Origin of the sequence: Roseateles sp. UC29_93, from assembly GCF_042695725.1 — a bacterium.
GTDB lineage: Bacteria > Pseudomonadota > Gammaproteobacteria > Burkholderiales > Burkholderiaceae_C > Roseateles > Roseateles noduli_A.
In genome coordinates this window covers 2,363,516-2,388,817 of record NZ_CP170545.1, presented here as the reverse complement: position 1 = coordinate 2,388,817, position 25,302 = coordinate 2,363,516, and the positions used below count along the sequence as shown (strand labels likewise).

Genomic DNA, 25,302 nt, shown 5'->3' with positions numbered 1-25,302 from the left:
AAGTCAGCGAGCCCGCCGTTCGATGAGCACGCTGATCGCCGCCAGACCGATCCCGACCACGGCAAGCCCTGCCCCCGCCACCGGCAGCGAGCGCAGCGATGCACCGTGCGTCAGCATCCACCCACCCAGCCACGCACCGCCCGCATTGCCCAGGTTGAACGCCGCGATGTTGAGCGTCGACACCAGCGCCGGCGCATCGGGCGCCTGCTGCATCATCCGCATCTGCAATCCAGGCACCGTGGCGAACGCGGCCATGCCCCAGACGAAGACGGTCACGATCGTGGGCCATTGCCAGTCGAGCACCACCGCCAGCAGCGCCTGCACCACCGCCAGCGCGACCAGCACGCCCATCAACGACGGCATCAGCTTCCAGTCGGCCAGCCTGCCGCCCAGCGTGTTGCCGATCGTCAGGCCCAGGCCGAACAGGAACAGCACACCGGTGATCCAGCCCGGGGTCAGGCCGGTGACCTCCGCCAGCATCGGCGCGATGAAGGTGAACGCCGTGAAGATGCCGCCGAAGCCGACCGCCGTCAGCGCCAGTGCGATCAGCACCTGCGGGCGCTTCAGCACCGACCAGTCGTTGCCCGCTTGAGCGCCGGCATCGGCGTCCTTCGCCTTCGGCAGCAGGGCCACCAGCGCCATCGCCGCGACGATGCCCAGCCCCGCCACCGCACCGAAGCTCGCGCGCCAACCCCATTCCTGGCCGATCAGGTTGCCCAGGGGCACGCCCAGCACGTTGGCCAGCGTCAGCCCGGTGAACATCAGCGCGATCGCGCCGGCCTTGCGATCGGGGGCGACCAGTTCGCTCGCCAGCACCGCGCCGATCCCGAAGAAGGAGCCGTGCGCCAGCGCCGCGACGATGCGCCCCGCCATCACCGTCCAGTAGCCGCCGCCGATCGCGGACAGCACGTTGCCCGCGATGAACAGCGCGATCAGCACCAGCAGCGCCCGCTTGCGCGGCCAGCCGGCGCTGAGCGCCGCCAGCGGCGGCGCGCCCAAGGCCACGCCCAGCGCATAACCGGTCACCAGCAGTCCCGCGCGCGGCAGACTCACCGCCAGGTCCTGCGCCATCGCCGGCAGCAGGCCCATGATCACGAACTCCGTCGTGCCGATGGCGAATGCCGCCAGCGCCAACGCCAGGATCGGCAGCGGGAAACCGCGCGACGCGCGCGGCACGCCGTCCTTCGCCGCGCCAGGAGTGATGACGGCGCTCACGCCGGAACTCCCGCCGGGCGGACCGGCCATGTCGAAACGGATGTCATCGGAGGACTCCAACGGTGATTTCAATGCGGACACTGTGATCTCAACCGATCCGGATGAGAATCCATCGCGCCGCACAAGTATCTGTTCCCGGATGGAACAGATGACACCCCGAAGAGGGCACCCGCCACCTCCCTCGATAGAGGGGGAACGCGGCGATCCGTTGGAGTCTTCCGATGAATGAACTCGATGACATGCGCCTGTTCGTGCGCGCCGTCGCGGCGGGCAGCCTGTCCGCCGCCGGACGCGAGCTGGGCTTCTCCCCCGCCGTCGGCAGCAAGCGGCTGGCGCGGCTCGAGGCGCGGCTCGGCGTGCGGCTGCTGCAGCGCAGCTCGCGACGCCTCGCGCTGACTGACGAAGGCGCGATCTACCTCGAGCGCTGCCAGACCATCCTCGCCGACATCGACGACGCCGAGGCCGAGCTCACGCAGGGCCGACAGCAGGCGCGCGGGCTGCTGCGCGTCACCTCGACCGTCGCGCTGGGCCGTCGCTGCATCGGCCCGCTGGCTGCGGAGTTCATGCGCGAGCATCCCGACGTCACCGTGCAGGTCTCGCTGTCCGACGCGCTCGTGGACCTGATCGAGGAAGGCTTCGACTGCGCCGTGCGCATCGGCGGACCGGCGGACTCGCGGCTGGTCGCGCGCCGCCTCGGCCCGAACCGGCGCGTGCTCTGCGCGACGCCGGACTACCTGCGCCGCCGCGGCACGCCGCGCTCGCTCGAGGACCTCGCCGGTCATGACTGCATCCTGCAGGAGCGCATCGCCACCCGGCAGTCCGACTGGCTGTTCATGCCTGCCGATCCCACAGTGTCGCCGTCGCCGCGCACGGTCACCGTGCAGGGCCGGCTCGTCACCGACAACGGCGAGCAGGCGCACGACTGGGCGCTGGCCGGCCTGGGCCTGGTGCGCCGCGCGGTCTGGGACGTGGTCGACGAACTCGACGACGGCCGCCTCGTCGAGGTCCTGCCCGAATGGGCCGGCGAGGTCGGTCCGCTGCAGCTCGTGTTCCCGTCGCGGCGTCTGCTGCCGGCCCGCACGCGGCTGTTCATCGACGCGCTGGCCGCGCGCTTCGAGCATTCCAAGGACCAGGCCCGCGTGCGATTGCCCTCGCCCAAGAAGAAGCGGCGCCGTTGAGCCCGTACAGACGAAAAAAGGGGACCTTGCGGTCCCCTTCGGAGTGACGTTCAGAGTGAGGCTTGAACCGGCCGGAGCCGGTGTCGATCACTTGAACGTGTAGTTGGCGGTCAGTGTCCAGTAGCGGCCATAACCGTTGTGCATGCCCGAGTTCCAGCCCAGGATCGTGCCGGCCGCGGTGTTGGTGCCCGGGTAGTAAGGCGCCTTCTCGTCCATCACGTTCTGGATGTTCAGCGAAAGCGACAGATCCTTGAAGCCGGAGTACGTGTAGCCCACGTCGAAGGTCATCCACTTGCCGACTGCGCAGTTCGGGTAGCGGTTGATGTACAGGTCGCGGCCATTGGTCGCCGTGGGCGCCACGCCCAGCACAGTGCGGCCAGTCAGGCCGTCCGGATTGGCACCGCCCCAGTGGCAAGTGTTGCCCGAGTAGTACTCCGGCACCGCGCCGTCCATGCGGCGGATGAACGAGACACCGCTCACCCAGTTCATCGCGCCCATGATCGAGTGGCGGCCATCGATTTCCAGCGTCGAGGTCGCACGGAACTTCAGGCGCGGCGTGTCGCCGGCGGAGGTCGCCCAGTCGGCCAGTCCGCCGTTGGTGCCCACCAGGTTGTTACGCGCGTCGCCCACGTGCTCTTCGCGGCTGTAGCGGGTCATGTAGGTGCCGCGCAGCTGGTTGGTCCAGCGCAGGCCTTCCTTCGGGATCATGTTGGTCTTGACCTCGAAGTCGATGCCCGACACCTCGGTGCTGCCCTGGTTGACCCACGGGGTCTGCACGAACAGCAGCGGACCGGAGTTCGCCACGCCCGGCAGTTGCAGCGCCGGGTTGGAGTCGCGCAGGATCAGGGTCGGATAACGTTCCGGGTGGTCCACCACGCTCTGCACGTCCAGCAGGGCGACCTCACCCTTCTTGACGATGTTGAAGTAGTCGACCACGATGTCCACGCTCTTGCTCGGCGAGAAGATCACGCCGAACGAGTGGCTCTTGGACTTTTCGGGCTTCAGCTCGGGGTTCGAGGTGCCCACGCCGGCCACGCTCTTCGCGCAGTCGGCCGCGGCGGCGCCGGGCTTCGGCGTGACGCCATCTTCCTGGCAGCGCAGCGGGTCGATCACGCCGTTGACGAAGTACTGCGCGCCGCCCGGAGCGATCTGCGACACAGCCGGGGCGCGGAAGCCCTCGGAGTAGCTGCCGCGGAACGACAGCTGCGGGATCACCGTCCACTTGGCGCCGACCTTCGGCACGAAGTTGGTCTTGATGCTGGGGTACTTGTCGGCACGACCCGCGAAGTCCATTTCGAAGGACTTGAAGAACGGTGTGCGGAACTCGACGAAGGCCGACTTCACGGTACGGCCCGCGTCGATCTGCGTGTTCGCCAGGCCCAGGATCTTGCCGTTGGCGTTCAGCGGATCAGGCGTGATCTCCAGCGTTTCACGACGGATTTCCACACCCGCGGCCGCACCGATGGCGCCGCCCGGCAGCGAACCGAACTCGGTCGCGACCTTGGCATCCCATTGCCAGATGGACGCATTCGCGTTGTTGGTCAGCGGCGTCGACAGGTTGGGATCGGCGGCGATCTGCGCCAGAGTTCGGCCGTTGGGGCCGAGCATCGTGCGCAGCACGTCCAGGTTCAGGAAGCCGAAACTGGTTTCCTCACGCTTGGCCTTGTTCCACAGGACGGCGCTTTCCCAGTCGAAGTTGCCGGTCGTGCCCTTGACGCCACCCAGCGCGCGGTATTGCTGGTTGGTCAGCTCGCTGCCGCCGCGGATGTTCTCGAAACGCATCTGCACCGAGGAACGCGCGTTCGGGAACGGATTGTCCGGATGACCGATCTCGAGGATCGGCTGGAACGACGGCGCCACGTTGCCCAGCAGGAAGTTGCTGCTCGGGCTCAGGCCGCTGATCGTGCGCGAGGCGCCCAGGTAATCGCGCTCGGTGCGCGCATAGCCGGCTTCGGCGAAGGCGGTGATGTCGTTGGTGACGCGGAAGCTCGCGCGGGAGATCAGGCTGCCGTCCGTGCCCTTGTTCTGCGCCTCGTTGAAGTTGTCGAGGTTGTAGTTGCAGAACGTGCGGTTCAGCAGGGGCGCCGTGGAGATGCCGTAGACCGCGCCGCCGGTGATCAGTTGCGACGGATCGCAATTGGTCCGGTTGATCACGTTCGCGGCCGTGCCCTGCGGGAAGCTCAGGTTGCCCGGGGCGGATTCGCGCGTCAGGAACGGCGACGCCGACGAGAACGAGCCGTAGGGGTTCAGGCGCAGGTTGATCTTGTTGTAGTCGTCGGCGTGGATGTCCTTGACGTCGCGGGTCATGGTGCGGCCGCGATGCGTGATGTCCGCGCTCACCAGGACGTTGAAGCCGTCCTTGGCGAAGTCGCCGAAGCCGAACGCGCCGTTGACGGTCTGGCGGCTGAATTCGCCATCGTCGTTGGCACCCACCGTGGCGCCCATCTGGATGCCCTGGTAGTCGTTCTTCGTGATGAAGTTGATGACGCCGCCGACGGCGTCGGAGCCGTAAACGGCCGAGGCGCCGTCCTTGAAGATTTCCACGCGTTCCAGCGCGGAGACCGGGATCGAGTTCAGGTCGTACAGCGTCGACGTGCCGTTGTTCGGGTTCGCGTAGGCGGCAGGGGTGAGCCGGCGGCCGTTGAGCAGGATCAGGGTCGAGGTCGAGCCCAGGCCCCGCAGCGAGGCGGTGGCGACGCCGCGCGAGAAGCCGTTCTGTCCCGGTGTGTCGCTGAAGCCGTCGGTGCCCATCGCGGGCACCATCTTCATCAGCTCCAGCGCGGTCTTCGCACCGCTGGCGCGGATTTCCGCGGCGGTGATCCGGTCGATCGGCGAGGTGCCTTCGGCGGTGGTGCGGCGGATGTTGGAGCCCGTCACTTCGACGCGCTCCAGTTGCTGCGACTCCTGCGCGGCGGCGATGCCGCAGGCCAGCGTGCTGGCGATCGCGATGCTGGTGAGTACCAGCGCCCTGTGGGTAAGTTGACGAGACATTGCGGTCCTCTTCTGAGAATGGGGTCGCACCGGGTGTTGGCGCTTCTTCCCGAACGTTGCAGAGCGCCCCAGACGGTGATGTGTCCGGTGCGATGCGTGAGCGGATTTTTTCAGTAGCGCAAACGTGTGGTTCACCGACTTAAACATTTGCTACATCGCGCAGCAAAAGAGCGACAGACCTATAAGAAGAAACCCGAAAGTCATGGGTCAAAGCAGGGGGAACCCTATCCCCACAAACCCCCTCAAATGCAGGCGCAAATCACACGGATATGCCGGGTCATTCCCATGACCCAGGCATCCACGGTGTCAAAAGGCAGGGGGGTCCTCCGCGGTTCTTGTCCGGTTCGACATGCTTGAGGCCCCCTCGCCGCGATCGACGGACGAAAAAAACCCGGCCGAGGCCGGGCTTGGGGTGCGGACCACCGCGTCGGGGGAAACCCGACCGCGGTATCCGGAGATCGCGCGCGGCGATCAGAAGTCGTAGGACGCGCCCACCTTGTAGCTGCGCGGACGGATCCGGTAGCCATCGCGGAGGTTGACCGGACGCTCGTCGCCCATCAGGTTGTTGATGTTCAGCGACAGGCGCAGGTTCTTGATGCCGGTGTAACCCAGGCTGAAGTCGGTGCGGATGTCCTCGTCGATGTAGCAGGGCAGCGCGCCCGGCTTCAGGGTCTTCTGGCAACCCTCCTCGCCCCAGCTGGCCACGTCCGTCTCGTCGCGGTTCAGCGCGGTGCGGGACGTGTAGTTGAAGCGCAGGCCGGTCGTCCAGTCGCCCTTGTTCCAGGCGGCCGAGAACACGGCCTTCAGGCGCGGGTTCTCGTACAGGCCGACCTGGTTGGGACGCCACGTGTTCGCGTCGATGTCCCAGGCCTTGTAGGTCAGCGCATAGGTCGCCGCCACGCCGAGGTTCAGCGTGCCGAACGAGCCCGCCGCCACGCGGCCCTTGACGTCGATGTCCACGCCCGAGGTCTCGGTCTTGCCGAAGTTCTCGTACTGCAGCAGCAGCGAGGTGATCTGGCCCGCCTGCCACGCAAGCGTGCCGCCGGACAGCTGGTTGGCGCGGGTCGCCCAGGCCTGCTCCTGCGCGGTCAGCGCGCCGCGGCTGATCATGTTCTCGTAGCCCGGCTTGCCTTCGCGGTCCAGCACGTAGGACGGATCACGGGAATTGATCTCGTTCTTGCGCTCGATCTTGAAGTAGTCGACGGCGATCGACGCGTTCTTGGTCGGCTCGAACACGAAGCCCACGGTCACGCTCTTGGACGTCTCCGGCTTCAGGTCCGGGTTGGCCGAGATCATCGCCGGCACCGAGGCGCGGCAGCCGCTGGCCAGGGCCAGCGCGGCATCGGACTGGTCGGCGGCGTTGCCCTTCTTGAGGATGTCGCTGATGGCCGTGGCGGTCGCGCAGCGCGCCGGATCCACCGTGTTGTTGAAGAAGCCGGTCACGCCGACCTGGCCCAGCGTCTCGGGGATGTTGGGAGCGCGGAAACCGCCGGCAACCGTGCCGCGCAGCAGCAGCTGCGGCAGCACCTCAAACCGGACGCCCAGCTTCGGCGACACGCGGCCGTCGAAGCCCGAGGCCTTGTCGAAGCGCAGCGCGCCGTTCAGCTCCAGCTTCTTCAGCACGGGGGCGTTCAGCTCCAGGAAGGCGGCGTCGAGGTTGCGCTCGCCGTCGATCAGCACCGACCCGCGGCCGACGATCTGCGCCTTCAGGACGTTGTCGGTCGACTTGATCGACACGCCTTCCTGACGGTGCTCGGCGCCCAGCGCGAAGGCCAGCGGACCGCCCGGCAGCTGGAACAGCTCGCCGCTCAGCTTGGCGTCCACCCAGGTCTGGTGGTTCTTGCCCTTGGAGCCGTTGACCGGGAACAGGCGCTCCAGCAGTTCGCGGCTGTTGCCGCCGCCGATCTTGTACTCGCCCGACGCGACGGCCGCGAACAGGTCGCGCGAACCCCAGCGGGCCAGCTTCTCGGCCTCGGCGGCGTTGCGGCCGATCGAGACTTCCCAGTCCATGTCGCGGAACGTGCCCTGCAGGCCGGTCAGCGCGCGGTACTGCTTGCCGGTGCCGTCATAGTTGAACAGGCTGGGGTCGTCCATGAACCGGTAGTCGATGCCGCGGGCCTGGCCCGTGGGGTTGGCCGGGTTCGTGGCCGACAGCACCGGATGCGGCACCGACTGCGCGACCTTGTTGTAGCCGTCGTACCAGCGCGAGGTGGCGCCGGCGCCGATGGTCATCGGCACGGTCAGGTACTCGGTGGTCGTCTTCGAGTAGGACACCTCGGCGAAGGCCTGGATGTCCTCCGTGACCTTCAGGCGCCCCGCGCTGAACAGGTTCACGCGCCGGGCCGGGTCGGAGACCGGGTTCAGCCCGTTGATGTCGGTCACGCACTGGCCCGCCGAATTCAGCGTCGTGCAGCCCGCCACCGGCACGCGGGTCGTGCCCACGCGCAGGTTGCCCGGGTAGGAGCTCAGGCTCGGGTCGCCGAAGGCCGGGTTGTAGAAGCCCTTGTGCCAGGCCGGATAGTCGTCCTTCACGTCGGCCACGGTGTAGCCCTCGCGCCGGTACGCCTCGATGTTGGCGAAGACGTTGAAGCGGTCCTTGTCCAGGTCGCCGAAGCCGGCCACGACGCTGGCCTGGCGCTGCGCGCCGACGCTCGGGTGCTCGTTGAACGTGTAGCTGGCCGAAGCGCCGACGCCGTTGTACGAGCGGCGCGTGATGATGTTGATCACGCCGGCCATCGCGTCGGAGCCGTAGATGGCGGATGCGCCGTCCTTGAGCACCTCGATGCGCTCGACCACGTCGGCCGGGATCGAGTCGACGTTGACGAAGGTGTCCTTGGCGCCGTCGGCCAGGCCGAAGTTGGCGACGCGGCGGCCGTTCAGCAGCACCAGCGTGGCGCCCTTGCCCAGGCCGCGCATCGACACGCCCGAGGCGCCCGACGCGAAGCTGGAGGTGTTGCCGTCGTCCCTGATCTCGCTGCTCGAGGTCGAGGTCAGCGTGTCCAGCACCTGACGCACGGTGTTGGCGCCGGTGCGGCGGATCTCGTCACGGTTGTAGACCTGCACCGGCGAGGCCGTCTCGGAGGCCAGGCGCTTGATGTTGGAGCCGGTCACCTCGACGCGCTGAAGCTGGGTCGTGTCCTGTGCCTGGGCCTGCGCGATCTGGACGCAGCACAGCAGCGCCGCGGCGGCGCTCAGGGACAGGGAGAGCTGGGTGTTTTTTCTCATACTTCCACTTGCGAATTGATGAAGGGCCGGATGGGTGGCATCGGCCGAGGAGACCGGCAGCCGGGTGGGCACCGGGGTCGCGTCCGGGGATCTCCCGAGGGGCGCGAGGGGGCGGATTCTGGGGAGCCCCCTCCCCCATGTCCGTCGTCATCCATTGCAAAACCGCAACAATCATTCACATCGCAGCATTCACTCTTCGCATTGGCGGGCGATGAACGCCCTGATGCCGCAAAAGCGGGCGAACGGCGCGTGGAAACAGGGCATGACAGCGGTTCCAGGAAGGGAAAACCCTCTGAGTTGAAAGCAGCACCATTCAGGTGCGCTGACCGCCCTTTCATGCGAGTTAACCCTGCAGGGGTTCTCCCGAAGCATTCAGGACTTCGGTGGGCATCGCCCCCTCAAGCCCTGACCCCGCACGCTGGAAGTTCGAAAGCGATACGCTTGCGCACCCCCAACGCAAGACCCGACCCCCTTTCAGAAGGGCCGGGCGCGACGGATCCGCCCAGGCGTCCCCAGGAGGAACCCCCCATGTCCATTTCGATGACCGTGAACGGCAAGGCGGTGACGCTCGATGCCGATCCGCAGATGCCCCTGCTGTGGGCGCTGCGCGAAGACCTGCAACTGACCGGCACCAAGTTCGGCTGCGGCATGGCGCTGTGCGGCGCCTGTACCGTGCACCTGGACGGGCAGCCGGTGCGCTCGTGCCAGACGCCGCTGGAGGCGGCCGCGGGCAAGAAGATCACCACGATCGAGGGCGTGGGCGCCACGCCCACCGGCCGCGCGGTGCAGCACGCCTGGCTCAAGATCGACGTGCCGCAGTGCGGCTACTGCCAGAGCGGCCAGATCATGAGCGCCTGTGCGCTGCTGGCCGGCAAGAAGAAGCCCACCGACGCCGACATCGACGGCGCGATGAGCGGCAACGTCTGCCGCTGCGGCACCTACAACCAGATCCGGGCGGCGATCCACGACGCCTCGACCACGCTGGCGAAGGGAGGCTGATCATGAGCATGATGTTCGACCAGGACGCGATGACAACGCCGTCCTCGCCCGCTTCTCCTGCTGCTCCCGCCTCTCCGGTTTCCACGAGCCGTCGTTCGTTGCTCAAGGGCGGCGCGGCGCTGACCGTGTCGTTCGCGCTGCCGCTGGCCGCGGGTCGCGCGGCGCTGGCACAGCCCGGCGCCGCCTCCAACACCTTCGCGCCCAACGCCTGGCTGCGGATCACGCCGGACAACAAGGTCACGGTCGTCTGCGGCTCGGCCGAGATGGGTCAGGGCGTGCTGACCGCGATCCCGATGATGGTGGCCGAGGAACTGGACGCCGACTGGGCGCTGGTCTCCGTCGAGCAGGCGCCGGCGGACGCCGCCTACAACAACCCGATGTTCGGCATGCAGGCCACCGGCGGCAGCACGACGGTGCGCGCGCACTGGACGCCGGTGCGCCAGGCCGGCGCCGCCGCGCGCCAGATGCTGGTCGCTGCGGCGGCGAAGCAATGGGGCGTGGACGCCTCGTCGCTGCGCACCGAACGCGGCCAGGTGATCGGCCCGAACGGCCGCAAGGCCAGCTACGGCTCGCTGGTCGACGCCGCCGCGAAACAGCCGGTGCCGGACAAGCCCACGCTGAAGGACCGCAAGGACTTCCGCATCATGGGCAAGCCGACGCGCCGGCTGGACAGCGCGGCCAAGATCAACGGCACGGCCAAGTTCGGCATCGACGCGCACGTGGACGGCCTGCTGGTCGCGGTGATGGCGCGCGCGCCGATCGCCGGCGCCAAGCCCAAGGCCTTCGACGAAGGCAAGGCCAAGGCCATCAAGGGCGTGCGCAAGGTCATCGCCATCCCGTCGGGCGTGGCCGTGCTGGCCGACGGCTACTGGGCGGCGAAGCAGGGCCGCGACGCCCTCGGCATCGAATGGGACCTGGGCGCGCATGCGGACCTGTCGTCGGAGAAGGTCTCGAGCGCGCTCGATGAAGGCCTGCAGAACGCCACCGCGATCGCGCGCGACGTGGGCAACGTCAAGGACGGCAGCGCCAACGCCGCGCGCAACCTGTCCGCGCAGTACGACGTGCCCTACCTCGCCCACGCCGCGATGGAGCCGCTGAACTGCCTGGCCTGGGTCAAGGGCGACGAGGTCACCATCTGGGCCGGCACGCAGAGCCAGGGGCCGGCGCAGGGCATCCTGTCGCAGGTCGCGCAGGTCACGCCGGCCAAGGTGAAGGTCAACACGATGCTGCTGGGCGGGGGCTTCGGACGCCGCTTCGCGCCGGACTTCACCATCGACGCGACGCTGCTGTCCAAGCTCAGCGGCAGCCCGGTCAAGCTGGTCTACGCCCGCGAGGACGACATGGCCGCCGGCTACTACCGGCCGACGTCGCGCGTGCGCTTCGAGGCGGGGCTCGACGACAAGGGCCAGCCGCTGATGCTGCGCGCCGATGTCGCGAGCCCGTCGATCATGGCGGCGTCGGGCTTCATGAAGATTCCCGAGAACGGCGTCGATGCAATGGCCGTCGAAGGGCTCGCGGACCACCCCTACGAGATCCCGCACCAGCGCATCGCCTACGGCCGCGCGGAGCCGGGGCCGCAGGTGTGGTTCTGGCGTTCGGTGGGACATTCGCAGAACGCGTTCTTCATCGAGAGCTTCATCGACGAGCTGGCGCACGCCGCCAAGGCCGATCCGCTGAAGTACCGGCTGGCGCTGCTCGAGAAGCACCCGCGCGCCCGGGGCGTCCTGCTGCTGGCGGCCGAGAAGGCCGGCTGGAGCCGGGCGCTGCCCAAGGGCCGGCATCGCGGCATCGCGGTGGCGGAAAGCTTCGGCACCTGGGTCGCCGAGGTGGCGGAGGTGTCCGTGGCCAAGGACGGCGGCATCAAGGTCCATCGCGTGACCGCGGCGGTGGACTGCGGCCAGACCGTCAACCCGCAGACGATCGCCCGGCAGATCGAGGGCGCGGTGGTCTACGGGCTGTCGGCAGCGCTGTACGGACGCATCACGTTCAAGGACGGGAAGGTCGAACAGAGCAACTTCCACGACTACCCGGTGCTGCGCCTGAACGAGATGCCCAAGGTCGACGTGCACATCGTGCAGAGCAACGAAGCCCCCGGCGGCATCGGCGAACCCGGCACGCCGCCGATCGCGCCGGCCGTGGCCAACGCGATCTTCGCAGCCACCGGGAAGCGGCTGCGCCAGCTGCCGTTCGACAGCGAGGCGCTCAAGCAGGCTTGATCAAGCAGGCGCCTGAGCGCCTGTCCCACGCTCAGGACGCCGGCGGGTAGCCGGCCTCGCTGAGCACACCCGCCAGCTGCTCGCGGCTCAGGCCGCTCTCCACCTTCACCGTCTTCTGCGGCAGGTCGACGTTCACCTCGGCGTGCGCGTCGGCCTCCTTCACCGCCTCGGTCACGGCAGCCAGGCAGTGCCCGCAGCTCATGTCGGGAAGCTTGAATTCATGCATGGGGATATCCTTCGGATCAGTCTTCAGGCTCAAGCGTAAACCTTGCCGCCATGGGAAGGTCAAGCCTGCCGTCGTCGAGCACGTCTGCGGGATCCGGTGCCGGCCGCCCTCATACGCTGCACATGTTCCGCAAATCGGTCGGCCGGCACCGGATCCCGCAGACCGGTCCACCGCGTCGCTCGGGGCCTCGGACACCTCTCCCATCAGGGGCATGGCCTTGACCTTCCCATCATGGCAAGCTTGAGACTGACGCCATGAACATCGCCACCACCCCCACCATTGCCGCTGCCGGAGCCACGGGCGAGTTCCAGCTCGCCGTGTCCGGCATGACCTGCGCCAGCTGCGTCAACCGCGTCGAACGCGCACTGCGCAAGGTGCCCGGCGTCGAAGGCGCCGAAGTCAATCTCGCCACGGAAAGCGCCACCGTGCGCGCACCCGCCAGCCTCGCCGTCGATGCGCTCGTCGCCGCCATCACCAAGGCCGGGTACGACGCTCACGTGATCGCCGCGGAAGACGACTCGCCCCCACCCCCGCCGCCCTGGGCCGCGACCGGCTGGCCGGTGCTCACCGCCGCGCTGCTCACGCTGCCGCTGATCGCACCGATGATCGCCATGGCGTGGGGCGGCCACTGGATGCTCTCCGGCTGGTGGCAGCTGGCGCTGGCCACGCCCGTCCAGTTCTGGCTCGGCGCGCGCTTCTACCGCGCCGGCTGGGCCGCGCTGAAGGACCGCAGCGGCAACATGGACCTGCTCGTCGCGCTGGGCACCAGCGCCGCCTACGGCCTCAGCGTCTACGAGCTCCTCCGGCAAGGTCCGATGAGCACGGCGCTGTACTTCGAATCGGCGGCCGCCGTCATCACGCTGGTGCTGCTGGGCAAGTGGCTGGAAGGCCGCGCCAAGCGTCAGACGCTCAGCGCGATCGCCGCGCTCAAGCAGCTCCGCCCCGACCACGCGCGCGTTCGCCGCGGACCCGCCGGCGCCGAAACGGACATCGAGGTACCGCTCGCGCAGCTGCGCTTGAAGGACCTGATGGTGGTTCGTCCGGGCGAGCGCATTCCCGCCGACGGCCGCATCCGCGAGGGCCGCAGTCCCGTCGACGAGTCGCTGATCAGCGGCGAGAGCCTGCCGGTGGACAAGGCCGAAGGAGACCGCGTGGTCGGCGGCGCGGTCAACGGCGAGGGGCTGCTGCTCGTCGAGGTCACGGCGCTGGGCGCGGAGTCCACGCTGTCGCGGATCGTGCGCCTGGTCGAATCCGCGCAGGCCCACAAGGCCCCGATCCAGCGGCTGGTGGACCAGGTGAGCGCGGTGTTCGTGCCGGCGGTGCTCGGCATCGCGGCGGTGACGTTGCTGGCGTGGGGCCTGTCCACGGGCGACTGGGAACGCGCGCTCATCCATGCGGTCGCCGTGCTCGTGATCGCCTGCCCCTGCGCGCTGGGACTGGCCACGCCCGCGGCGATCATGGTCGGCACCGGCGTGGCCGCGCGGCGCGGGCTGCTGATCAAGGACGCCGAGGCGCTGGAGCAGGCACGGCGCGTCGAGCTGGTCGTGTTCGACAAGACCGGCACGTTGACCGAGGGCAAGCCGCGCTTGACCGACTTCGTCGCGGCGCCCGGCGGGCGCGAGGACGATGCGCTCGGCCTCGCGACCGCGCTGCAGATGGGCAGCGAGCATCCGCTGGCCCGCGCGGTGCGCGACGCCGCCTTCGAGCGCGCGCTGACGACGGCGCCGGCGGCCTCGGTGCGCGCGATCGCGGGGCGCGGCATCGAGGGCCGTGTCCAGGCCCGCGCGTTGATGCTGGGCAGCGGGCGATGGATGGCGGAGCTCGGGGTCGACCTGTCGGCGCTCGAGACGCAAGCCCAGGCGGCGATGGCACAGGGCCGCACACTGTCGTGGCTGGCCGCCGCCGATGGTCCCGGTGCGCCGGTGCTGCTCGCGATGCTGGCGTTCGGCGACCGGGTCAAGGCCTCATCGGCCGCGGCGATCGCCGATCTGAAGGCGCTGGGCCTGCGCACGCTGATGCTCAGCGGCGACAACGCCGCCGCCGCGCAGGCCGCGGGCGATGCCCTGGGGCTGGATGACGTCCGCGCCGAGCTGCTGCCCGAGGACAAGGCCCGCATCGTGGCCGGGCTGCGCGCCGACGGCACGCACGTGGCGATGGTGGGCGACGGCATCAACGATGCGCCGGCGCTGGCCGCCGCGGACGTCGGCATGGCGATGGGCGGCGGCACGGACGTCGCGATGGAATCCGCCGGCATCACGCTGATGCGCGGCGATCCTCGGCTCGTCGCGGAGGCGATCGCGCTGTCGCGCGCCACGGTCGCCAAGATCCGCCAGAACCTGTTCTGGGCCTTCATCTACAACCTGCTGGGCGTGCCGCTGGCCGCGCTGGGACTGCTGAGCCCGGTGATCGCCGGCGCGGCGATGGCGCTGTCCAGCGTCTCGGTGCTGGGCAACGCGCTGCTGCTCAAGCGTTGGAAGGGAGCCGCGCGATGACCCCCGTCGCCGCTGACCATCGGCCAGGCCGCCGAGCGCTCCGGCGTGTCGCCGAAGATGCTGCGCCACTATGAATCGCTGGGCCTGCTGCCGCCGGTGGCGCGCACGGAGGCGGGTTACCGCCTCTACGGCGAGAAGGAGGTGCACACGTTGCGCTTCATCCGCCGCGCGCGCGACCTGGGCTTCTCGATGGCGGAGATCGCCGAGCTGCTCAAGCTCTGGCAGAACCGCCGCCGCGCCAGCGGCCAGGTCAAGCGCATCGCCGAGACGCACATCGCCGACCTCGACCGCCGCATGGCGGAGATGCAGGCGATGCGCCGCGCGCTGGCCGAGCTCGCACACTGCTGCCACGGCGACGACCGCCCCGATTGCCCCATCCTCGACGACCTCGCACAAGGAGCCGCCCCATGAGCGCCCCCCTCGATTCCGATCCCGCATCCGGCAGCCCTGCCGATCCCGTCCCGGCCCGCTGGGAGCGCATCACCGCGCATCTCGGCAACGTCGGCGGCCTGACGATCCGGCGCGCGGTGCCGACGCCCAAGCGCCGCATGATCGGCGCCTGGTGCTTCCTCGACCACGCAGGCCCCGCCGACCTGACGCCGGAGAACGCCATGCGCGTCGGCCCGCATCCGCACACCGGCCTGCAGACCTTCAGCTGGATGATCGAGGGCGAGGTGCTGCACCGCGACAGCCTGGGCTCCCAGCAGATGCTGCGCCCCGGCCAGGTGAACCTCATGACGGCGGGCCGCGGCATCAGCCACACGGAGGAGTCGCAGTCCGACCGCCTGCAGCTGGCCCAGCTGTGGATCGCCCTGCCGGACGCGGCCCGCCATCGCGAGCCGGCCTTCGAGCACTTCCCCGAGCTGCCGTCGTTCGCGACGGGCGGCTTCGACACGATGCTGCTGGTGGGCGAGTTCGGCGGTCACCGCTCGCCGGTGCCCAGCCACACGCCGCTGCTGGGCGTGGACCTGAGCGCCACGCGCGCCGCGGAGGCGACGACCCCGCTGCACCCCGATCAGGAGTACGGACTGATGGTGCTGGAGGGCGAGCTGTCAGTGACGCTCGACGGCGAATCCACCGGCGCGAGCAAGCCCGGCGAGCTGCTCTACATCGCGCCGGGCGCGCAGTCGCTGAAGCTGCTGTCGGGCGGCGGCAAGAGCCGCGCGCTGCTGCTCGGCGGCCCGCCGTTCGGCGAACCGGTGCTGCTGTTCTGGAACTTCGTCGGCCGCACGCGCGAGGAGATGCAGGTCTACGCCGAGGAATGGAACAGCCGCGAGGATGGCGGCCGCTTCGGCGCGGTCCACGGCTTCGACGGCCCTCGGCTGCTGGCGCCCGTCGTGCCGCCGCTCAAGACGCCGCACTAGTCGGCAGGAGCGGCTGTCCACGCCTGCAGCCACCGATGCGCGCGTGGCTCGTCCACCCAACCGCTGCTGACAGCCGACCGGATGAGCGCGACGTAGGCCTCGATCGCGGCCGCGGGGCGCGGCCCACCGGCCGTCGGCGTCTGACGCGGCGCCTTGCCGCCCCACCAGCGAGGCCGGCCCCGGAGGGCCAGCAGGCGGTGCAGGTCGCGCGACGACAAGGCGCCCTCGCCGTGCAGACGCAGCAGGCAGCGTCCGATCTGCCGCACCGCGCCGGCCCGGTCCGCGAGCAGGGCCGCCGCGAGCGGAGACGGCTGACGCCGCCCCCGGCCCGAGCAGTCGCATCAGGTCCGACGATCGCAGCCGCGCCGGGCGGACGGTCTCGACCGTCAGATCCAGCAGCTCGCCCAGGGCGACGGGCTCCAGCACCAGCGCGGCCATGTGGAAGAGACGGACGCCGCGGCGGTCCTTGGCCGCGATGAGGGTCAGCATGTCCCGGCGGTCGATCCAGCCCATTTCCACGCCCCGGGCCAACGCCCCCATCCACAGGCCCACCGCATCGAAATGGCCCGCCGTCACGGCGACACCGATCGCTGGCGAATCGCCCGGCACCCCCTCGAAGGACGGGAACAACGCCGGCCGCCAGAGACCCCGCTGCAGTGCGAGCGCATGCCCGGTCAGCACACCCACCACCTCGACCTGGCCGTACCGCATCGCCGCGCCGATCGCGACGTGCCCACCGCGCCGGTACCAGCGCGCATGCACCTTGTCTTCCACGTCGAAGAAGCGCCCGAGGTCCAGCACGGTCAGCTCTTCCCGCAGATGTTCCGCCACCGCGCGCGCATGGCCCGCGGCAGCAGCGAGCAACAGCGGCTGCGGCTCGTCGCGCTCACCGAGCAGCAGCCGGCCCACCTGGTCGCGCGACAGGAGACGATCCGTCCGCGCGGCGTGGAGCGCATCGCGATAGCGGGCCGCCGCCTCGCACGATCCTTCGCGCATCGCCTGGTGATAGACGCCCGAGCCATCGACCCGAGGTACCTTCAGGGCATCGAAGAGATCAGGGCCGTCGAGCACGCCCTGTCGCGCCATGCCGATGAGGGCCTGCGTCCAGACGACGATCACGTCGGCGTGGTTGCGCGCCATCGCGTACTCGAACCCGCACCAGTGCCCGGGGCCGTCCGCATCGTCGAGTCCCATCAGCAGTCCCCGCACTTCCGGATGCGTCAGCACGCCACGTTCGTGGGCGACCTCGACGGCGTCCAGGAAGGCCTGCAGCGGCGCGGCCCGGCCTTCCGCGAGCGCCACCCCGATGGCTCCCAGCGAGTCGGCGTCGCCACCCGCCAGGATCTCGTTGAAGGGCGGCCACATGGACAGCGGCGCCGGCCGGGGATGCGCCCGGATCGCGAGCATCGTCGCCACCAGTTCGCGCACCGTGTCCGCGCCGTCCGGCAGGCTCATGGCGCGCGCGAGCGCGGCCTGCCCGTGGTCGTCGCGGGCCACCAGCGCCCGCCCGCGCTGCCGCGCGCCCAGCGCCGGCGCGGCGATCTGCAGCAGGACCTGCCAGCGCTGGAGCCGCGTGACGTCGTCGCGCCGGACCGCGGCGGCCACGATGCCGGTGCCGTCACACCCGAGCCATGCCCGGGCCGCGGCTTCCTCTTTCCTCGGCAGCAGGCGGGCAAACGCCCACGCTTGGTCGGCGGCGTCCGCGGCGAGCATCAACCGATGACGCAGATCCGCCGGCAGGCCATCGGTCCGATGGCTCTGCAGCCAGTCCTTGCAGCGCGCCTCGCCCATGCGGCGCCACCAGATGCCGGTGAGCTCATCGGTCACCAGCCAATGCGGGGTGATCCATCGCAAGGCGTCCTCGGTATCGAACAGGATCGGCATCCGCGCGAGGCCCTCGCGCTCCGCCGCGCCCAGGCGCCTGCGATGAGGCGGCCCCCGGGTCTCCTCGTGATCGAGTTCGCGCAACTGCCGGACACGAACCGGCAAGGCCTCGCCGGGGTCGAAGTCCTCCGCGCGGCCGGTCTGCACCCACCAGAGCCCCTCGCCCAGCTGGCGCAGCCGGTGGGGTCCGTCGGCGGCCGTCCAAGCCAGACGCGTGTCGATCGCACGGGCCGGCAGCGCCCCGTTGTCCATGAGGTTCAGCAGCACCTGCACGGCCAGCCAGGTCGGATGTCCGAGCAGGCCGGCCCGGCCGCTATCGATGTCCTCATGGAACAAGGCCCAGCGGTCCACCGGTCCTAGCGCACGCTCGATGGCGACGATCTCCTCGTCGATCACCGCCTGCTGGTCCGCAGTCGCGGGCCACACGCACGCCAGATTCACACCCGCCTCGCCCAGGCGTGCGCGCAGACGGTCCAAGGCCTCTTCGGCGAGCGAGCGCGCGACCGCCGTCGGCGTCACACGCTGGCGCAGGGCGAGCCGGGCGCGCTTCACGATCTCGGGCGCCAAGGTCCCGGCGTCGAAGTAGCGGTCGTAAGGCTGATCCTGGACGAACGGCAGGCGCAACCGCTGCTCCAGCGCGGTGACGTAGTGGGACTCGTAATTCGCGAGCGACCGGAACCCCTCGTCCGGATCACGGCCCACGGTCGCGCGCACGACCTCGATCAGCGTCTGCCGGACGAGTTCGGTGCGACGCAGCGCGGCGGCCTGTGTCGCACCGCCCGCGGCGCAGCTCAGCCGGTGCACCGCGTCGCGCAAGGCCGTGACGCAACCTCTCACGCACAGGCCGATGGCCTCGGCGGCCAGGACCAGCTGTTCCCGCCGCAGCAAGGCGGCGATGGCCGGATCGACGGCCAGCCGGGCGAGCGCCTGCAGCAGCGCCGCGCCCTCACCATGGAAGAAGATTCTGCGATCGGACTCTGACGCCGGGTCTTCGACGTCCTCGGTGCGCGCCGGCAGGTCGCCGAACAGCGCCGCCTCGCGTGCCGCGCCCAGCGCGCTCGCGCCGGCCGACAGATCGGCGCAGGCCGAGGCGAGGGTCCGCGCCAGGTCGCGTCCGGCCTCGACGCCCTTGGCCGGCGCGACGGGCGCGAGGTCCGGCTCGATGCCGGGCGCGAACCCGAAGTGCGGATCGAAGGCGCCATCGGGGGCGAGCGGAGAGACGACAAGGAACGACGACATGGGGCACGACGGAGCGATGAGCTCCGCTTTGTCGTGCCGCGGTCAGATTCTGCTTGCGCCGCTGTGTCGCGCCGGGGCCTGGTCCGCGTAGCGGAGGTCCGCCAGGGGGGGCACATGGCCCGGTTCGACGGACATCCCCAGGCAGACACGCCACGCCGCGTTGTTGCGGATGGGATGCATCCGGGTGAGGTCGCCGTCGACATCGATGTCGGGATCGTTCAGGCCCAGGGTCACCTGGGCGTCGATTGGGAAAACTGATCCAGCACCTTGTCGAGCGCCCTGTAGATGGCGATGAGGCCGCTTCAGTTCCTGCATCGCCGTTCTGGTTCCGACGACCAGGCGGCGCGGTATCGAACCGCGCCGCAGCGCCCGGTCGGAAGGCCTGGTCACATCGCGAGTTAGCGCAACAGCGTCACCGGGTCTTCGGCCGTCTGAATCAACATCAACGTCGAATTGAGCACCTCCCGCTGCTCCTCCAGCGGGCCTCCGGCAAGCTTTCGATCGATGCGTCGGAGTGCATTCGCGATGCCCCTTGCAGCGTGCCGTCCTTGTCGTCCTTCTTGCCCGGGACCGTGTTGAGCAACGTGTCGGATCACCCGTCGAGCACTGCCGTGTTCATGTCGGAAGCTTTGCAATGCTGTAGCGCTTCATCAGCGCCAATATCAGACTGGCCTTGCCGACGTCGGCCAGTGGGTGCGGCTCGACAGGGCCGAGAACACTCTCCAGACAGACCTGCCAGGCTGCATTGTTGTAGACAGGGTGCATCTTGGAGTTGGCGCCATGGACCGCCCAGTCGGGTGCCAAGCCCAGCTCAAACATGCCGCGACGGACGTCTTCCTCGGTCACCAGCTCCCTCGTCAGCAGCGGCGCGACCAACGCCTCGAAGGCCGATCGGCGTTCTTCCAGATGGGGGCTCCCGAGTTCGGAGGTGCTCTCCGCATCAGTCAGCACATTGGCGAGCATGCTGACATGAGAGCCATACGAGCAGGAGCGAGCTTTGGGATGGACATATTCCTGAGGCATGAGCAGCTCCAGACTACGGAATACGCCCTGGCGACGATCGCGATCGAGCTTGTCCAGTTCATTGCAGAGTGCCGTCAACATCAGGCGGCCACCGAGGAGCATCTCGGCATGCTCCCGTCCAAAGCCGTCTGCCGGAGTCGCATAACTGTCGCGCCATTTGGCGACCCCGCTCTTCAGCAGGGGATTCGTGCCCGGCGGCATCAAGCTGATGAGGCGATCAAAGGCGGCACCGAGCTGCGCGTAACACGCTCGAACGCCCTCCTCGCCCATGTCCGTCAGAGCCTGCGTGAGCACCACATCATCGGACTTGGGCAGCGGCTTCGCAGCGGGAGCGGACGGTGACGGGACGGCCGGCGTCGTCGACCCGGCGGGCAACAACCGCCTGGGCTTCGGCACGGGCCGCGGTGCCTGTGCCTCGCAACGACGCTGCGGCGAAGCCGACTGTTCCGCCACTGCCGAGACCGCGCGTTCGGTCGCCTCTGCCATCTCGACAACCTCGCCCAGTCCTCGCGCTACGCCAAACACCGGATTCAACTCGCGGCAAGCCGCCGCGATCGTGGAGGGGCGTTGGTCAGCTTCCAGCCCCTGGCACAGCTTCTTCACGCTGCGCTTGAGCGACCCATACAGCGTGTACAGGTCGTCCCCCGTCAGCCGCTGCCCAGGATCGGTCAGCCGGCGGTCGAGGTTGGCGAGGCCGCGCCTCACGGCCGCCTCTTCGCCTTTTCCGGGCAGCAAGGTCTGCAGCCAGTGGAGGGTGCACGACAGTGCCGGCCGCCCGTCTGAAACGTCCACCCATTCCTGGATCTGATTCGGCTGGATGTCCATGTGGTCCACGAAACAACTCGACGCTCTGGCGAATTTGATCCGGGCAGGGACGGGCGCAACAGCGTGACCATCGACGTCGGGGATCGACGCCATCGACGGCCCCGCAGCCACGCGCGGAGAGGTGGGCTGGTGATACATGGCGGCTCCAAAAAGTGAGGCCGTATCAGTTCACTCCCAGCCGTTCTGGTTCCGGCGACAAGCGGACCGGTACCGAACCCTCGGTACCGGCCCTGTCCTCAGGCGAACTTGCCCGCCTGGAAGTCGCGAACCGCCTGCAGCAGTTCGCCTTCCGTGTTCATCACGAACGGACCGTACTGCGCGATCGGTTCGCCGAGCGGTTGACCCGCGATCAGGATCGCGCGGGCGCCTTCATCGGAGGCCGTCAGTCGCGCACCATCGGAGCCGGCCGTGTTGGCGAGGATCGCCATCCGGCCGCTCGGCACCAAGCAGCCAGTGTCGAAGCGCAGCGCCCCGCGGTACACGTACAGGAACGCGTTGTGCGTCGCCGGCAGCGCCTGCTCGAAGGTCGCGCCTGGTTCCAGATGCACGTCGAGGTAGATCGGCAACGTGACGTCGCGCTGCATCGCGCCGGCCACGCCGTGGCTCTCGCCCGCGATCACGCGGACCGTCGCGCCCGGCAGCGTCAGCTCGGGGATCTCGGCGCTGGCGATGTCGCGGTACCAGGGGTCGCGCATCTTGTCGCGGCCGGGCAGGTTCAGCCACAGCTGGAAGCCTTCCATGCGGCCTTCCTGCTGCTCGGGCAACTCGGAATGCACCACGCCGCGGCCGGCGGTCATCCATTGCACGCCGCCGGGACCGAGCAGGCCCTCATGGCCCGCCGAGTCGGCGATGGCGCATCTGGCCCTCGAGCATGTAGGTCACCGTCTCGAAGCCGCGATGCGGATGGTCGGGGAAGCCGGCGATGTAGTCGTCGGCGTTGTCCGTGCCGAAGGCATCCAGCATCAGGAAAGGATCCAGGCGCCGCTGCAGGTCCTGCGTCAACACGCGCGTCAGCTTGACGCCGGCGCCGTCGCTGGTGGCCCTGCCCTGCACCAGGCGCTCGACCTGGCGGGGCGTCCGAAGAGAGGTGACAGGGGTGGCGGCGGTCATGATGGATTCCTTTCCAAGGTGTCGATGAATGTCTGTGCCGGCCGTCAGCGGGTGCTGCCGGCCCGGCATGGGGCTTGGGGGTCCAGGAGGGATCCCCCATGCCCCGTGGAGGGCGCGCGCGGTCTATCAGGCCGGTTGCGCCACCGTCACGGCGATCAAGCCGGCTGCGTCTCGCCGAACAGCGCGGCGATTTCTTCGCGGGCGGTGGCCAGGCCCTTGGCCGCGGCTTCCTCGCCCATGTTCAGGCCTTCGGCCAGCACGAACTTCACGTCGGTCATGCCTAGGAAGCCCAGCGTCAGCTGCAGGTAGGGAACGATGTTGTCCGCCGGCTGGCCGCGGTACACACCGCCGCGCGTGCTGACGACGATGACCTGCTTGCCGGTCACCAGCCCTTCGGGGCCGTTGGCGCCGTACTTGAAGGTGGCACCGGCGCGGGCGACCGCGTCGATCCAGTTCTTCAGCTGCGAGGTCACGCCGAAGTTGATCATCGGCGCGGTCAGCACGATGACGTCGGCGGCCTTCAGCTCGGCGATCAGTTGGTCGTTGAAGGCCACGCGGTCGGCCTGCGCCTGGGTGCGGGCGTCGGCCGGCGTGAACAGCGCGCCGAGGGTGGCCTCGTCCATCGCGGGCAGCGGGCGCACCGCCAGATCGTGGACGACCGTCGTGGCGCCGGCATTGCGGGCCACCAGCTGGGCGACGACTTCATTGGCCAGCAGGGTCGAGACCGAGCCTTGGCCCTCGTGCAGACGGCGAGCGCTGGAGTTGATCTGGAGGATGTTCATGGTGCGTTTCTCCGGGCGTTTCGGCTGGATCAGCCGGGGTGTGATGGGATGGAGTGAACTCTATTGATCCCCTGCCAGCACCGGAAGACGTCGTACTGGATAAGATTGTTCCATTCAACGAACAATCCAATTGCCCGGAAAGCACCTTGCCCATGAGCCTTGATGCCGATGACCTGCTGGTCTTTGCCCGCGTGATCGAAAGCGGCAGCTTCAGCCGCGCGGCGGAACGGCTGCAGCTGCCCAAGTCGACGGTGTCACGCCGGATCGCGGCGCTGGAGGAGCGGCTGGGCGAGAAGCTGCTCCAGCGCAGCACGCGGCGATTGACGCTGACCGAGTTCGGCCAGGGCGTGCTGGAGCATGCGCGCGTGCTGGCGGGCGAGGTGGACGGCGCGCTCGCGCTGGCGCTGCATCGGCAGCAGCGGCCGACGGGGCGCCTGCGCGTGTCGATGCCGGCGGACTTCGCCAACCAGATGCTGATCCCGATGCTGAGCCGCTTCGTCGGCGACTACCCGGAGGTGCAGCTGGAGCTGGACCTGTCACCGCGTCGCGTGGACCTGATCGCCGAAGGTTTCGACATCGCCGTGCGCATGGGCCAGCTGCCGCCGGACAGCCAACTGGCGGCCCGGCGCATGGCGATGTTCAGCAGCGGCCTGTATGCCTCGCCGGACTACCTGCAACGGCACGGCGAGCCGCAACTGCCCGAGGGTCTGCTGAGCATGCACGGCCTGATGATCCTGAGCCGCGCCGGCGAGCCCTTGCCCTGGCGCCTGTTCGGCATCGTCGACGGACAGGCGGACCAGCGCATCGAATGGGTCGGCGTGCCGGACAGCCGCACGCTGGTGAACGCGCCGGACATGCTGCTGCAGATGGCCCGCGCGGGCCTGGGCATCACCTGGGTCGGCAACCAGTATGCGCAGGCCTTCGTCGACCGCGGCGAGCTGCTGCGCGTGCTGCCGTCGTGGTGCGCGGAACCGTCGACCTGCTGGGCGGTGTTCCCGCAGCGCCGCCTGATGCCGCTGCGCACGCGGCTGTTCCTGGACGCGATGGCCGCGGCGCTGACGCCGTTCGATCAGGCGGCGATGTACGGGATGTAGGCGACGGCAGCGGTCCGAAGCGACGCGACCTGGACGGCCGCGCACCCAGGGTCGTCAATGACGATGAGAGGACCGCCGTTCGACGGCATGTCCGGCCTCGTCACGGGTCTTCTGGAGCAGCGCCGCCAGGTTGTCCGTCGAGACATCGATGAGCCCCGAGGTCGTCGACCACTGGCTTTCGGGCACGCTCAGGGCAATCCCCAGCAGCTCCGCCACCTTGGCCACCGCCGATTCGACGAGGGCTTCTCGTTCCCGCGCCGACCAGTTCATCAGCGGTCCTTCGGCGCTGCGTTCGAACGGCATCGCGGATCACACGCACACGAGCCTGGTCCTCCACATCACTGTCGCCGGGCCGGATATCCAACCTGGGCAGACGGTATCGGAGGGCGCTCAGCAGAAGCGCCGCGGGTTCCTCGGCGCTTCCGATGCCATGCAGCACGCGCTCGAGCACGTCACGCACCTTGCCCTCCTCTTTCCAGCCCCGTTCCTTCGCCCGCGAGCACAGGTGCTTCAGCGCCTCCAACCCGAAGCGATGCAGATTGCCTACCGGGTCGACCTGCCCGCCTGTCGGACTGCGCCCGGCGAATCGTTCGATGAACCGGTCAAGCGATTCCACCGGCCCGACGCCGAGCTGGACGGCCAGCTGGCGCAGCTCCTCGACGCGTTCATGCAAGTATTCTTCGGGCACCGAGGAGTCCGGGCGCCGTGGCAGGAGCCCCGCACAGGCCGCAGCGGCCGCGTCGCATGTCTGGGCATCGGCTGACATCGCACAGAACTCGCGCTTGGCGGAGACCTTGGACGTCTCGTCGAAGCCGAGATACTGCAGGAAACTCCGCGCCACGTCGGCCGGCGTGACACCCGGGAAACTGCAGGTGCGCGCCCAGGCCTCCAGCTTCGACAGGGCCTGCTCGCGGCGACGCAACGCAAGGTCCGGATCGTTGGCGGCGATCACCGCGGAGAGCGCCCGTCCGATCGCCGTGACGGCGCGCGGATCCAGGTCCGTACCGGGCACGAAGCCGGCACGCAGAGGGTGGCAGGCCAAGGCCTGGATGTCGGGCTGCGGATTGGCCTCCAGGGCCTGGCACAACTCGACCAGCAGGCGCTTGCCGGCACCCGACATCTGCGCCTGCGCAGGGCCCATGGCCGAGCGCGGATCGGTCCACCCCGCCGCCTGTCGTCCGATGGCCTGCGTCACGTCCGCATGCGGGCCAGTCGCCGGAAGCGACGCCGTCAGCCGGCGGAAGAGGACGGACAACTCATCGCGCGCCGGTCCGTTCACGTCGCTGCGAGCGGATACCTCCGACGGCGTGGTCGACGGGAACGGCCAGTCGAAGCTCAGGAACGGCGGCGATTGAGAGAACGATGGATACACGGCGAACACCCCAGGAAGCATGAACAAGGAGGGGTTGGTGCGCTGCACACCCCCTCGCGGTTCACGT

General features: G+C 69.2%; 15 protein-coding genes and 1 pseudogene. 7 read left to right on the top strand and 9 right to left on the bottom strand.

Annotated elements, in window-relative coordinates; all coding sequences use genetic code 11:
- Positions 1-3: 3 nt before the first annotated feature.
- On the bottom strand, positions 4-1,287 hold the full coding sequence (locus tag ACFJIX_RS11060) for an MFS transporter (RefSeq protein WP_377159937.1): 1,284 nt from the start codon (positions 1,285-1,287) through the stop codon (positions 4-6).
- 149 nt (positions 1,288-1,436) lie between these two features.
- On the opposite strand from ACFJIX_RS11060, the gene ACFJIX_RS11055 reads away from it, so the two are divergent.
- Positions 1,437-2,393 carry a LysR family transcriptional regulator gene (locus ACFJIX_RS11055; RefSeq protein ID WP_377159934.1) on the top strand — a complete coding sequence of 319 codons (957 nt, stop codon included), beginning with the start codon at positions 1,437-1,439 and terminating at the stop codon, positions 2,391-2,393.
- An 87-nt stretch (positions 2,394-2,480) separates the two neighbouring features.
- Here the strand turns inward: ACFJIX_RS11055 and ACFJIX_RS11050 are convergent, their stop codons facing one another.
- Both ACFJIX_RS11050 and ACFJIX_RS11045 read right to left on the bottom strand, forming a co-directional pair.
- Positions 2,481-5,384, bottom strand: a complete 2,904-nt coding sequence (locus ACFJIX_RS11050) for a TonB-dependent receptor plug domain-containing protein (RefSeq protein WP_377159931.1) — start codon at positions 5,382-5,384, stop codon at positions 2,481-2,483.
- Between the two features lie 471 nt (positions 5,385-5,855).
- Complete coding sequence (locus ACFJIX_RS11045; RefSeq protein WP_377159928.1) at positions 5,856-8,609, bottom strand: TonB-dependent receptor plug domain-containing protein; 2,754 nt, start codon at positions 8,607-8,609, stop codon at positions 5,856-5,858.
- A 528-nt stretch (positions 8,610-9,137) separates the two neighbouring features.
- On the opposite strand from ACFJIX_RS11045, the gene ACFJIX_RS11040 reads away from it, so the two are divergent.
- Both ACFJIX_RS11040 and ACFJIX_RS11035 read left to right on the top strand, forming a co-directional pair.
- On the top strand, positions 9,138-9,608 hold the full coding sequence (locus ACFJIX_RS11040; protein ID WP_377159926.1) for a (2Fe-2S)-binding protein: 471 nt from the start codon (positions 9,138-9,140) through the stop codon (positions 9,606-9,608).
- Positions 9,609-9,610: 2 nt separating this feature from the next.
- Positions 9,611-11,824 (top strand): molybdopterin cofactor-binding domain-containing protein, encoded by a 2,214-nt coding sequence (locus ACFJIX_RS11035; RefSeq protein WP_377159924.1) that lies wholly within the window; start codon positions 9,611-9,613, stop codon positions 11,822-11,824.
- Positions 11,825-11,855: 31 nt separating this feature from the next.
- Here the strand turns inward: ACFJIX_RS11035 and ACFJIX_RS11030 are convergent, their stop codons facing one another.
- Positions 11,856-12,050 (bottom strand): heavy-metal-associated domain-containing protein, encoded by a 195-nt coding sequence (locus tag ACFJIX_RS11030; protein WP_377159922.1) that lies wholly within the window; start codon positions 12,048-12,050, stop codon positions 11,856-11,858.
- A gap of 254 nt (positions 12,051-12,304) precedes the next feature.
- Between ACFJIX_RS11030 and ACFJIX_RS11025 the strand changes: the two genes are divergently transcribed.
- From ACFJIX_RS11025 to ACFJIX_RS11015, 3 genes are read left to right on the top strand one after another with little or no spacing between them, the layout of a single operon-like run.
- Positions 12,305-14,542: a heavy metal translocating P-type ATPase gene (locus ACFJIX_RS11025; protein ID WP_377159920.1), complete on the top strand. Its 2,238-nt coding sequence runs from the start codon at positions 12,305-12,307 to the stop codon at positions 14,540-14,542.
- A gap of 57 nt (positions 14,543-14,599) precedes the next feature.
- Positions 14,600-14,953, top strand: a complete 354-nt coding sequence (locus ACFJIX_RS11020; protein ID WP_377161714.1) for a MerR family DNA-binding protein — start codon at positions 14,600-14,602, stop codon at positions 14,951-14,953.
- Positions 14,950-15,906 (top strand): pirin family protein, encoded by a 957-nt coding sequence (locus ACFJIX_RS11015; RefSeq protein WP_377159918.1) that lies wholly within the window; start codon positions 14,950-14,952, stop codon positions 15,904-15,906. The genes ACFJIX_RS11020 and ACFJIX_RS11015 overlap by 4 nt, the downstream gene beginning before the upstream one ends.
- Positions 15,907-19,071: 3,165 nt before the next feature.
- Here ACFJIX_RS11015 and ACFJIX_RS11010 read toward each other — a convergent pair.
- The 4 genes and pseudogenes from ACFJIX_RS11010 to ACFJIX_RS10995 form a co-directional block, all read right to left on the bottom strand.
- A complete protein-coding gene (locus tag ACFJIX_RS11010; RefSeq protein WP_377159916.1) occupies positions 19,072-19,263 on the bottom strand; it encodes a hypothetical protein in 192 nt (63 codons plus the stop codon).
- A 381-nt stretch (positions 19,264-19,644) separates the two neighbouring features.
- Positions 19,645-21,015 carry a hypothetical protein gene (locus ACFJIX_RS11005; RefSeq protein WP_377159914.1) on the bottom strand — a complete coding sequence of 457 codons (1,371 nt, stop codon included), beginning with the start codon at positions 21,013-21,015 and terminating at the stop codon, positions 19,645-19,647.
- Between the two features lie 98 nt (positions 21,016-21,113).
- Positions 21,114-21,987: pseudogene (locus tag ACFJIX_RS11000) on the bottom strand (pirin family protein).
- 155 nt (positions 21,988-22,142) lie between these two features.
- Positions 22,143-22,769: an FMN-dependent NADH-azoreductase gene (locus ACFJIX_RS10995; RefSeq protein ID WP_377159912.1), complete on the bottom strand. Its 627-nt coding sequence runs from the start codon at positions 22,767-22,769 to the stop codon at positions 22,143-22,145.
- A gap of 152 nt (positions 22,770-22,921) precedes the next feature.
- Between ACFJIX_RS10995 and ACFJIX_RS10990 the strand changes: the two genes are divergently transcribed.
- A complete protein-coding gene (locus ACFJIX_RS10990) occupies positions 22,922-23,863 on the top strand; it encodes a LysR family transcriptional regulator (RefSeq protein ID WP_377159910.1) in 942 nt (313 codons plus the stop codon).
- Positions 23,864-23,963: 100 nt separating this feature from the next.
- On the opposite strand, the gene ACFJIX_RS10985 is transcribed toward ACFJIX_RS10990, so the two are convergent.
- On the bottom strand, positions 23,964-25,283 hold the full coding sequence (locus ACFJIX_RS10985; RefSeq protein WP_377159908.1) for a hypothetical protein: 1,320 nt from the start codon (positions 25,281-25,283) through the stop codon (positions 23,964-23,966).
- Between the last annotated feature and the right edge of the window lie 19 nt (positions 25,284-25,302).